8 protein-coding genes are annotated in these 7,623 nt (G+C 68.5%); 2 read left to right on the forward strand and 6 right to left on the reverse strand.

Annotated features, from left to right (window positions below; translation table 11 throughout):
- Nucleotides 1-2: 2 nt before the first annotated feature.
- Nucleotides 3-527, forward strand: coding sequence for a VOC family protein (locus ACYPYD_RS19365; protein ID WP_459664929.1), 525 nt, complete (start codon nt 3-5; stop codon nt 525-527).
- Nucleotides 528-532: 5 nt separating this feature from the next.
- Complete coding sequence (gene maiA, locus ACYPYD_RS19370; protein WP_459664959.1) at nt 533-1,198, forward strand: maleylacetoacetate isomerase; 666 nt, start codon at nt 533-535, stop codon at nt 1,196-1,198.
- Here maiA and ACYPYD_RS19375 read toward each other — a convergent pair.
- From ACYPYD_RS19375 to ACYPYD_RS19400, 6 genes are all read right to left on the reverse strand, one after another.
- Nucleotides 1,176-1,853 (reverse strand): HAD family hydrolase, encoded by a 678-nt coding sequence (locus tag ACYPYD_RS19375; RefSeq protein ID WP_459664931.1) that lies wholly within the window; start codon nt 1,851-1,853, stop codon nt 1,176-1,178. The two genes, maiA and ACYPYD_RS19375, sit on opposite strands and share 23 nt — an antisense overlap.
- A 103-nt stretch (nt 1,854-1,956) precedes the next feature.
- Nucleotides 1,957-3,210, reverse strand: a complete 1,254-nt coding sequence (locus ACYPYD_RS19380; protein WP_459664934.1) for an N-succinylarginine dihydrolase — start codon at nt 3,208-3,210, stop codon at nt 1,957-1,959.
- A 108-nt stretch (nt 3,211-3,318) separates the two neighbouring features.
- Entirely contained in the window at nt 3,319-4,329 is a 1,011-nt protein-coding gene (locus ACYPYD_RS19385) for an arginine N-succinyltransferase (RefSeq protein ID WP_459664935.1), read from the reverse strand.
- The gene (locus ACYPYD_RS19390) at nt 4,326-5,531 is read right to left on the reverse strand and encodes a hydrolase (RefSeq protein WP_459664937.1); all 1,206 of its coding nucleotides are present in this window, start codon (nt 5,529-5,531) and stop codon (nt 4,326-4,328) included. The genes ACYPYD_RS19385 and ACYPYD_RS19390 overlap by 4 nt, the downstream gene beginning before the upstream one ends.
- The gene (astD, locus tag ACYPYD_RS19395; RefSeq protein WP_459664939.1) at nt 5,528-6,949 is read right to left on the reverse strand and encodes a succinylglutamate-semialdehyde dehydrogenase; all 1,422 of its coding nucleotides are present in this window, start codon (nt 6,947-6,949) and stop codon (nt 5,528-5,530) included. Before astD ends, ACYPYD_RS19390 begins: the two co-directional genes overlap by 4 nt.
- Nucleotides 6,946-7,623: 2-oxoadipate dioxygenase/decarboxylase family protein (locus tag ACYPYD_RS19400; protein WP_459664942.1), on the reverse strand; the 678-nt coding region annotated here is incomplete at its 5' end. The genes astD and ACYPYD_RS19400, both read right to left, overlap by 4 nt.

Raw genomic sequence — 7,623 nt, forward strand, 5'->3', positions numbered from 1 at the left:
GCATCCATCACGTGGCCTACCGCTGCAAGGACGCCAAGCAGACCGTGGACTTCTACCGCGACGTGCTCGGCATGGATTTCATGCTGGCGATCGCCGAGGACACGGTGCCCTCCACCGGCGCGCCCGATCCCTACATGCACGTCTTCCTCGACTGCGGCGGCGGCAATGTGCTCGCGTTTTTCGAGCTGCCCAATGCGCCCGACATGGGCCGCGATGAAGCCACCCCTGCATGGGTCCAGCACATCGCCTTCAAGGTGGATAGCGAGGGCGACCTCCTCTCCGCCAAGGCCCGCGCCGAGGCCGCCGGGCTGGAGGTGATCGGACCGACTCACCACGGCGTGTTCAAGTCGATCTACTTCTTCGATCCCAATGGCCATCGCCTCGAACTCGCCTGGCAGTTCGGCACCGTGGACCAGATGGCGTCCCTGCGCGCCGTCGCCGACGACATGCTCGACGAATGGGCGCGCACTCGCAAGGCGCCGCGCCATGCGGCGTGGCTGCACGAGAAGATCGCGGCGGAAAGCTGAGTGCCATGCTGCGGCTCCACGGCTACTGGCGCAGTTCGACGAGCTACCGGGTCCGCATTGCGCTGAACCTCAAGCGGCTCGACCATGAACTGGTGCCGGTGAACCTGCTGGCGGGCGAGCAGCGGGGCGAGGATTATCGGGCGCTCAATCCCTTCGCGGGCGTGCCGGTGCTGGAGGCGGACGGCGTCGCGCGGGCGCAGTCGATGGCGATCCTCGAATGGCTGGACGAGCGCTATCCCGAACGCCCGCTCTTGCCGGAGGGCATCGAGGAGCGTTTCGCGGCGCGCGAACTGGCCTCGGCTATAGCCACCGAACTGCACGCACCGCTCAACCTGCCGGTGCTGCAGTACCTAAAGCACGACCTCGGCCATGCTCAGGCGGACGTGGACTTGTGGTACTGGCACTGGCTGGAGAAGACCCTGACCGGCGTGGAGGCGCGGCTGGCGCAGCGCGGCTCGGGCGATTTCCTGTTCGGCGCGCCGGGCTACTTCGAGTGCGTCGCCTTGCCGCAGCTCTACAATGCGCGGCGCTTCGCGTTCGACCTCTCGGGCTATCCGCGCCTCACGCGGATCGAGGCGGCGTGTCTGGACCTGCCGGAATTTCTGGCGGCGCACCCGGACCATCAGCCCGAAGCGAGCGGGACGACAATCAGCCCTCGACCGGCGCCATGAGCAATTCGCGCAGCGCGTCGAGGCTGGGCAGAACGGTCGCTCCGGCAGCCGTCATAGCCTCGGTCGCGGGCAGCAGATCGGGAACCATGACCGTGGCGATGCCCGCCGAGGTGGCGGACAGCACGCCCGCGTAGCTGTCCTCGATGGCGACGCAGTGCGCCGGATCGACGCCGAGGCGCTCGGCGGCGAGCAGGTAGGGTTCGGGGTGCGGCTTGGCCTGCGACACGTCGCTGCGGGTGACGATGATGTCGAAATAGCCGAGCAGGCCCGCCTTCTCCAGTCGCGGCGGCACCAGATGGCCCGCCGTCGATGTGCAGAGCGCCAACGGTATGCCCGCCGCGAGGAAGTGTTCGAGGATCGGCACCGCGCCGGGGCGCAGGTCGACGCCTTCGTCCAGCATGGCCATGAACAGCGCGTCCGCCTCTTCATAGAAGCGCGCCAGCGGGAACTCGGGGCCCAGGCGCTGGGCGAGCATGACCTCGTTGAGATCGCGGCTGACGCCCACCATCGTATCGAGAATCTCCTCCCCCAGCGGCCAGCCGATCGCCTGGGATGTCAGCGCATAGCTGCGGTGATGCGCGGCCTCGGTGGCGATGAGAGTGCCGTCCATGTCGAAGATGGCCGCGCGGATGGGATCGGGGAAGGGCTTGGGCATGGTCTCAATATGTAGGCGCCGTGCGGCTGGGCTATTGCAAAAAGCGGAACTTGGCGGAGGGTTTGTGCAAGTGAGGCCACCCCCGTCCGGCTAGGCCTGAACCTTACCCCGCGAGTTCCTCCAGCCCCAGTTCCACGCACAGGGCCGAGCGTGCTTCCACGCAGGCGGCCCACAGCGCCGGGCTGGCGAGGTCCCCCACCGCGATGTGCTCGGGCCACAGCCTTGCGACCAGTGCCTCGATCCGGTCCAGCTTTTCCGGCGTCGCGATGAAGCGCGGGTCTACCGTCGCCGGGTCCGCTACCACCCGCAGGCGCAGGCAGGCGGGGCCGCCGCCGTTGGCCATGCTTTCGCGCAGGTCGTGCACGAAGAGGTGGCGGATCGGGCCGTTCCCGGCGACGTGCGCTTCCAGCCAGCGCCAGACCGAGGGCGTCTCGCGCGCTTCGCCGGGGAGCACCAGCGCGGCCTCTCCCGAGGGCAGCGTCACCAGCTGGGCGTTGAACAGGTACGAGGTGATCGCGTCCGCCAGGCTGACTTCGCTGGCGGGGACTTCGACGATCTCGATTTCCGGCAGCTTCGCGCGCAGCTCGGCATAGAGCGCATCGCGGTCGGCGAAAGCGAGTTCGTGGGTGAACAGCACCCGCTCGTTGGCCACGGCGACGACATCGTTGTGGAACGCGCCCGCCGCGATCGCCTCGTCCGACTGGCGGGCGAAGACAGTGCGCGTCGGCGAGAGGCCGTGAATGCGCGCGACGGCTTCGCTTGCCTCGCGATGCTGGCGGGCGGGGTAGGGGCCTCCGGTCACGCCATAGACGAAGACTTCGATGCCCGGCGTGTCGTGGCCCGCGCACAGCCGCATGTGATTGGCCGCGCCCTCGTCGCCGAAGGGCGCAGGGATCGGCGCGTGGACGGCGAAGTGCGCCTCGTTTGCGAAGGCGATCTGAAGTTGCGCCAGCGTTTCGCGCCATTCGTGGCTGCGGTGAGGCATCGTCACGAGGTTGGCGACGGTGAGGTGGCAGCGTCCGTCCGCCGTGTCTGCCGCGGGCGAGACCGTCGCCGCGTTCGCCGCCCACATCGAGGAGGCCGACAGGGAGTTGGCGCGCAGGACCGCGTCTGCGGCCTCGACCGTGGTGCCGAGCTGGTGCAGCCACACCTCGTCGGGGCGGCGCTGGGGGAGGAAGAAGCCCTGCGCCAGCCCGCGCTCGAGATTGGCGCGCATCTTCGCCAGCCCCTGCAGCGCGGCGGTGCGCGGGGCGGACACCTTGCCGAAGTTCTTCGTCGAGGCGAGGTTGCCCAGGCTTAGGCCTGCATAGTTGTGGCTGGGGCCGACGATGCCGTCGAAGTTGATCTCTGTGCGCATGGGATTGAGCCTAGCTGGATGGGGTTATTGCGCAAGGCCCACCCCGCTGCGACTAGCGCGCGAGGCTTGGCAGCTTGCTGCCTAGCCGCAGCGGGGTGGGTTAGGCGTTCACGCAGGCGCGACCGTCACCGCATCGCCCACGCCGACCCCCAGCAGCGCCGCCGCCGCCTCGTCCAGCGCGCCATCCTCGCTCACGCAGCCGAGGCAGGCACGGAATTCCGCCAGCCGCCCGGTCGCTATCAGGTGCGTCGGTTCGTCCTCCCGCACCGGGACCACCGCCGATACCGTCACCGTCTTCGCCTGTTTCACCGTGCGGATGCCATCGGTCTTCGCGATCATCGTCGGGCCGCCGTCGAAGATATCGATGTAGTTCTGGAAGGCGAAGCCCTCGCTTTCCAGCATCCGCATGGCCGGGCGGCCGGAATAGTGCGGCTGGCCCATCACCTGCCGTGCGCCTTCGGAGAGCAGCGCGGTGTAGATCGGGTGCTTGGGCATCAGGTCGGCGATGAACTGGTTGCCGTGCTTGGCGTTGAACTCGTCGGCGTCGCGGAAACTCATGTCGAAGAAGCGGCCCGCGAGGCCGTCCCAGAACGGCGAGTTGCCCGCATCGTCGATGGCACCGCGGAGTTCGGCCAGGGTCGTCTCGCCGAAACGCTCGCGGTGCATGGCGATGAACAGGTAGCGGCTGCGGGCCAGCAGCTTGCCGACGCCCGCCGAACGCTCGGTGGCGTCGAGATAGAGCCCGCCGACTTCACTCGCCCCGTCGAGGTCGGTGGAGAGGGTCAGCATCTCGGCGCGGAAGGTGCGGTCGAGTTCCTTGGAATGCTGGGTGATGCGGCCGATGCGGTAGGAATAGAACGGCAGCTCGGTGCCGACTTGCGAGAACGCCTGGCAGGTGCCGCGCACCTTCCCGGTTTTGGTGTCTTCGAGGATGAAGGCGAACAGGTCGTTGGCGATTTCGCCGTCGTCGCGGGCGAAGCATTTGGCGGCGCGTTCCAGCTTGCCTTTCAGCGTCGGCTTGTCGGGCGGCAGGTTGGTGAAGCCGCCGCCTGTGCCCTTGGCCATGCGGTAGAGCGCTTCGAGATCGCCTTCACGAGCGGTGCGCAGCAGGAAGGTCATGCGTGCAGTGCTCCCCTGTCGAGACGGTGCAGGACAAGGGCCGTAAGGCGGGCGCGGGCGTCTAGCGAACTGGCGATCATGAACTCCTGCGGTGAATGGATCGAGCCGCCCAGCACCCCCATGGTGTCGAGCACGGGAACGCCGCAGGCGGCGATGTTGTTGCCGTCGCACACGCCGCCGGTGTCCTGCCAGCGCATCGGCTGGCCGAGATCGGTGGCGGCTTTGCTGACGAGACCGAACAGCGCCTCGGTCTTCGGCGTGATCGGCTTGGGCGGGCGCGAGACGTGGCCGTGGAGGTGGATATGGACGTCGTGCACCGCGCTGACCTCGGCGACGGCGGCCTCCACCAGCGCGCGGGCGACTTCCGCCAGTTCCGGTGAGCGGGGGCGCATGTTGAAATGCAGGATCGCAAGGTCGGGCACGGTGTTGTTGGGCGCGCCGCCCTCGATCCGGGCGGGGTTGATGGTCAGCCCGTCACGAATGCCCGCCGCAAGCCGCAGCGCAAGGTCGCTGGCGGCGAGCACGGCATTGCGCCCGTCCTGCGGATTGCGCCCGGCATGGGCGGAAAGCCCGGTGACGACGGCGGCGTAATTGCCCGAACCCGGCCGCGCGCGGGCCATCGAGCCGTCGGGAAGGCCGGGCTCATAGGTCAGCGCGGCCAGCTTGCCTTGCGCCAATTGTGCGATCAGCGCGGCGGAGGACAGCGAGCCGGTCTCCTCGTCGCTGTTGATGAGCACGTCGTAGCCCATCATCGGCGTACCCTGCTCGAAGGCGAGAAGTCCGGCGAGCATCAGCGACAGGCCGCCCTTCATGTCGGCGGTGCCGGGGCCGTTCAGGGTGTCGTCGTCGAGCCATGCGCAGGTCTGGAACGGGTGCTCGCGGGCGTAGACGGTGTCCATGTGCCCGGTCAGGATCACCCGGTGGTCGGCCTCGGGGCGGACCGACAGGACGAGGTGGCGACCGTGGCCGACCTCGCGCAACTGGCCCTTGCCGTCGACTTTCTCGACCGGCGCGGGATCGACGAGGCGGACCTCGCCCGGCAGCGCGGAGAAGGCGTGGGCCAGCCGGTCGGCTATTGCCGCAAGGCCGTCGAGGTTGCCGGTGCCGCTGTTGATCGCGGCCCAGTCCAGCGTCCGGTCGAGGATCGGCGCACGCTCGATCGCTTCGAGCAGGTCCAGTTCCTCGCCCGAAAGCGCGCTCATGGCCTGAGCTTGCCGTTCAGGGCGCCTGCGTTGCCCGAGGCGTCCGCCGCCTCGAAGCTGGCGACCGGGTAGGCACAGTAATCGGCGGCGTAGTAGGCGCTCGGCCGGTGGTTGCCGCTCTCGCCAAGTCCGCCGAAGGGCATCGAGCCCGCCGCTCCGGTGGTCGGGCGGTTGCGGTTGACCACGCCCGCGCGGCATTCGACGAGGAAGCGCTCCCACAGTGCGTCGTCGGCGCTTACGAGCCCGGCGGAGAGACCGAAGCGGGTGTTGTTCGCGGCTTCCATCGCGGCGTCGAAGTCCGGCACGCGGCTGACCTGCAGGACGGGGGCGAAGATTTCCTCGTCCGGCACGAACACGCCGGTCACGTCGAGCATGGCGGGGGTGACGAAGGCGGCGGAGCGGCCCTCGACCCCGGTGAAGGGGCGGATGACCTGCGCGCCGCGTGTCACGAGGCCGTCGAAGCGGGCCTTCGCGGCGGCGGCAGCAGCATCGGAGATCAGCGGGCCAATCCACGGCTCGGGCGTCTCGTTCCAGGCACCGATGACGATGCGGTCGGCGAGGGCCGCGACGGCCTCCACCAGCGCGGAGCCGAACGCGTTGTCGGGAACGATCAGCCGCCGCGCGCAGGAGCAGCGCTGGCCGGTGGTGATGAAGGCCGACTGCACGACCACCGACGCGGCCTCGTCGACATCGCCGTCCCAGGCCACCAGCGGATTGTTGCCGCCCAGTTCGAGGGCGAGGATCACGTCGGGCCGGTCGGCGAAGACGCGCCGGAAATGCGCGCCCGCGCCCGCCGAGCCGGTGAAGAGCAGCCCGTCGATCGCGCCCGCGACCAGCGCCTCGCCGGTTTCGCGCCCGCCCTGGATGCACTGGAAGACGTGAGGATGGTCGGTCAGAGCCTCGGCCCAGCACTCGGCCATCAGCGCGCCGGTGGCGGGTGTCATCTCGGAGGGCTTGAAGACCACCGTGTTGCCCGCGAGCAGTGCGGGGATGATGTGGCCATTGGGCAGGTGGCCGGGAAAGTTGAACGGACCGAGCACCGCCATCACGCCGTGGGGACGGTGACGCAGCACGGCCTGCCCGAACGGCATGTCAGTGCGCTTCTCGCCCGCGCGCTCGGCCTGCGCCGCGATCGAGATACCGACCTTGCCGATCATCGAGGCGACCTCGGTGCGGGTTTCCCAGAGCGGTTTGCCGGTTTCGCGCGCGATGGTCTCGGCAAGCGCGTCCTTGCGGGCTTCAAGGGCGTCCTTGTAGCGTTGTGCCGCCTCTTTGTGGATTTCTGTCGGGCATGCCGACCACGCCGAAAACGCCTTGCGAGCCCGTAGCAGGGCGGCGGAAACTGATTCGGAATCGGCAACTTCGCCTTCCCAGACGAGTGTGCCATCTACCGGGTCGAAGGATTTGAGCGTGGTCATGCCTGCTCCCTCGTCACCGCGAAGATTCCGGTCGCATTGCCACTGTCGAACGTGAGGTCGAGGAGGCCGGTTTCCGGGTCGATGTCGCGCGAAATGAACTCGTAGAACGACCCCGGAACTTCGCGGATGACCTCGCTGCCGTCGGGCAGGCGGAAGGGCCGGGCGACTTTGTCGGCTAGGATGGCGGTCTGCCGCACGCGGCCATTGCGGGAAATCTCGACAGCTGGTTTCAGCGGATAACCCTCTGATTTCAAAGAATCAGCATGGCCCTCTACGTCGGGGACGCGGGTGGTCGCATGGTTGAAAGCATTGCCCTCGGTGGCGATCCAGGCACCTTCCTTGCTATGCTCCAGCAGCGCTTCGTAATCCGCCAGCGTCGGGGCAGCGTGCTGCCGGTCGAAGGCACGCAAGGCCCCGCGCAGAATGGTCACCCCGTCCTCGATCGAACAGTCCCCATCGCGCGCGAGCACATCGAGTGCCGCCCACTCGGCCTCCCCCAAGGGATCGACGGAAGCGCCGAATATGGCGGCCGCGGCGGCCTGTGCGGTGTCGGGAAGCTGGTCGATGTGCAGTTCGGAGACGAAGAACTGCGGCACGGAGGCGGGCAGGTCGACCTGCACATAGGCGCGCCCGGTCATCGTCAGCGCGGGCAGGGGGTAGAGCCCGCGCACTTC

The organism is Novosphingobium sp. 11B, from assembly GCF_054589055.1.

Excerpts from the sequence above, each read along its gene's own strand:
- ACYPYD_RS19375 (WP_459664931.1), bottom strand. The coding sequence starts at position 1,853 with ATGCCCAAGCCCTTCCCCGATCCCATCCGCGCGGCCATCTTCGACATG.
- ACYPYD_RS19390 (WP_459664937.1), bottom strand. The coding sequence starts at position 5,531 with ATGAGCGCGCTTTCGGGCGAGGAACTGGACCTGCTCGAAGCGATCGAG.
- astD (WP_459664939.1), bottom strand. The coding sequence starts at position 6,949 with ATGACCACGCTCAAATCCTTCGACCCGGTAGATGGCACACTCGTCTGG.
- maiA (WP_459664959.1), top strand. The coding sequence starts at position 533 with ATGCTGCGGCTCCACGGCTACTGGCGCAGTTCGACGAGCTACCGGGTC.
- ACYPYD_RS19380 (WP_459664934.1), bottom strand. The coding sequence starts at position 3,210 with ATGCGCACAGAGATCAACTTCGACGGCATCGTCGGCCCCAGCCACAAC.
- ACYPYD_RS19385 (WP_459664935.1), bottom strand. The coding sequence starts at position 4,329 with ATGACCTTCCTGCTGCGCACCGCTCGTGAAGGCGATCTCGAAGCGCTC.